General features: G+C 33.5%; 4 protein-coding genes. All 4 read left to right on the top strand.

Annotated features, from left to right (window positions below):
- The first annotated feature begins 19 nt into the window (after positions 1-19).
- The 4 genes from HMPREF2731_RS06770 (at position 20) to HMPREF2731_RS06785 (ending at position 1855) form a co-directional block, all read left to right on the top strand.
- Positions 20-166 carry a restriction endonuclease subunit S gene (locus HMPREF2731_RS06770; RefSeq protein ID WP_042958618.1) on the top strand — a complete coding sequence of 49 codons (147 nt, stop codon included), beginning with the start codon at positions 20-22 and terminating at the stop codon, positions 164-166.
- A 193-nt stretch (positions 167-359) separates the two neighbouring features.
- The gene (locus HMPREF2731_RS06775) at positions 360-638 is read left to right on the top strand and encodes a DUF2089 family protein (protein ID WP_002330374.1); all 279 of its coding nucleotides are present in this window, start codon (positions 360-362) and stop codon (positions 636-638) included.
- Positions 631-921, top strand: coding sequence for a hypothetical protein (locus HMPREF2731_RS06780; protein WP_024636107.1), 291 nt, complete (start codon positions 631-633; stop codon positions 919-921). Before HMPREF2731_RS06775 ends, HMPREF2731_RS06780 begins: the two co-directional genes overlap by 8 nt.
- Positions 922-1543: 622 nt before the next feature.
- Complete coding sequence (locus HMPREF2731_RS06785; RefSeq protein WP_024636108.1) at positions 1544-1855, top strand: hypothetical protein; 312 nt, start codon at positions 1544-1546, stop codon at positions 1853-1855.
- The last annotated feature ends 339 nt before the right edge of the window (positions 1856-2194 follow it).

Genomic DNA, 2194 nt, shown 5'->3' on the forward strand with positions numbered 1-2194 from the left:
TTATTCTTTATTTAAAACTTTGCAACAGAACCTTCCCAGTTATGAAGAACAACGAAAAATCGGCTCATTCTTCAAACAATTAGATGATACTATCACTCTTCATCAACGTAAGTTAGATTTATTGAAAGAACAGAAAAAAGGCTTTTTACAAAAGATGTTTGTTTAGGGTCTATAAATCTAAATAACAATTTTGTACTAAATACTTTTTAAGGCATTGTTATCGCTTTGAAAGACTATTTTTGTCAAATTCGGAGTCAAATTAAATCGGTCAACATATAAAAAATAACGTCTTTTGTTGACATTTATTATAAATAATGTTAAATTAAAATAAATATTATTTAATTAAGGAGGGGAGAAATATGAACTGGTTTTTAACACTAGATCAAGCGGACCAAGAATTTGTTAAACAGTTAGTACATGCTTCGGGCTCTCTAAAGCAATTGGCAAAGGTATATCAAGTAAGTTATCCGACCGTCAGAATGCGCTTGAATAAAATTATTCAAAAAATTGATTTAATTGAACAGGATAATACAAGTACCTTTGAAGCCAAAATTATGCAATTGGTAATTGACGAAAAAATATCGTTAGACTTAGCAAAACAAATTATTGAAGATTTTAAGGAGGAAAAAAATGAGTGAGTTTAAAGGGCTTTTAATGGGTATGTTGATTGTAGCTATACTTTACGTTTTAGATAGATATTTGCCAAAATGGTTTGGAGCGATTCCTGGAATTGCTTTTCTGTTATTAATGGTTTATATCATCTTTACTAAGGATCAGTCTTTACTAGCCAAACTAATGGTATTGATTGTGGGAGAGGCACTTTTAAATGGTATCTGGTTAGAGGCACTGAGGGATAGGAAGAAGAAAGCCAGCAAAGAAATCGAAAAAATGAAAGCTAAGGATATATCACGAAAAAAATAACACTTTTTAGGGCTTACAATCTTCAAATAACTCCTATAACAAGAGCAGCACCGAATCATTACTTACTCTTGTTGCGTTTCATATTTTAAAACTACACTATTGTTAGCTGTTGTCATATTGATTGGAATTTTTGTTAGAACATACTTTTTGGGGTAGGTAGTTGCTCATGAAGACTATTATCGTGGCTTGAGGTGATGGCATTTTTTATACACTTTAGCAGCTTTGCTCCTACCAATGGGGTCTATAATTAGATAATAACCCCTATACAACGCTATTAAAATAACCCCCGTTATCTGTTGGACAGGTAATAGGGGTTATTTTTATGTTTTTTGATATAATAGAACCAAAGATGGAGGGATTATTTGGGATGGTAGGCATGCTTTTACTAGCAATCATGTTCATTTTTATCCCTGTTTGTTTTCTTATCGTAAATTGGGAGCGATTAAAAAGTTGTTTTCAAAAAAAATAACAGATGAAACCCTTGCTACAAGCGGAAGAGTAGACAGACAATCAACCACAAGAGGAAGTCGAAGCTTTTCAGGAACAGCTAAAGGAACAAGCAATAACAAAACCCAAAGAAGAACAAAAAAATGGCGGAAATTTTGGAAGTGAGGATAAAATCATGCCAAAGATAAGATTATCGAGGACGTCAAAAGGTGCTAACAAATTAAGAGCATACAGAGTCTTAATAGACGATAAATATGTTGGGGTAATACACAGAAATCAAACCAAAGAATTTGATGTTGACTTTGGAGAACATACAATTCAATGTACAATTGACTGGGAAAGAAGTAATCATATAACCGTTGATATTCAAGATGACTTGGAAGAACTAGAAGTAATCGCTAAAGGTGTGTTTGAGTCTGCCATACGTGCTATCTTTCCATTTGACGGAAGAGATAAATACTTAACTCTATCAAAAAAATCAAAGTAACCACGACCGCAAGGGATTTTTCCTAAAGGCAGAACGTCCGATTTTTTCAATTGAGGTGTACAAGCGGAGCGACAAAAGCGAATAGGGAGACTTTATGCTATAATGAGTTTAAAGAAAACTGACACGCAGAGCATGCGGTTAAATTGTTCCATAGAGAAGTCTAATTTCTTGATGAGTGGTTGACGCATCTATGCCACATAAAAAAACGAAGCGGTGCAAGCAGAGTGGGGACTACGGCTTAACCATGAAATACCAATCTGTGCCGATTGATGATTTGATTTAAGTTTTAAAATAAAAAAGTTGCTGACAATGGTTCTGTTGCAAAGTTTTAAATAAAGA

This window comes from Enterococcus sp. HMSC072F02 (assembly GCF_001837725.1).
GTDB classification, from domain to species: Bacteria; Bacillota; Bacilli; order Lactobacillales; family Enterococcaceae; genus Enterococcus_B; species Enterococcus_B lactis.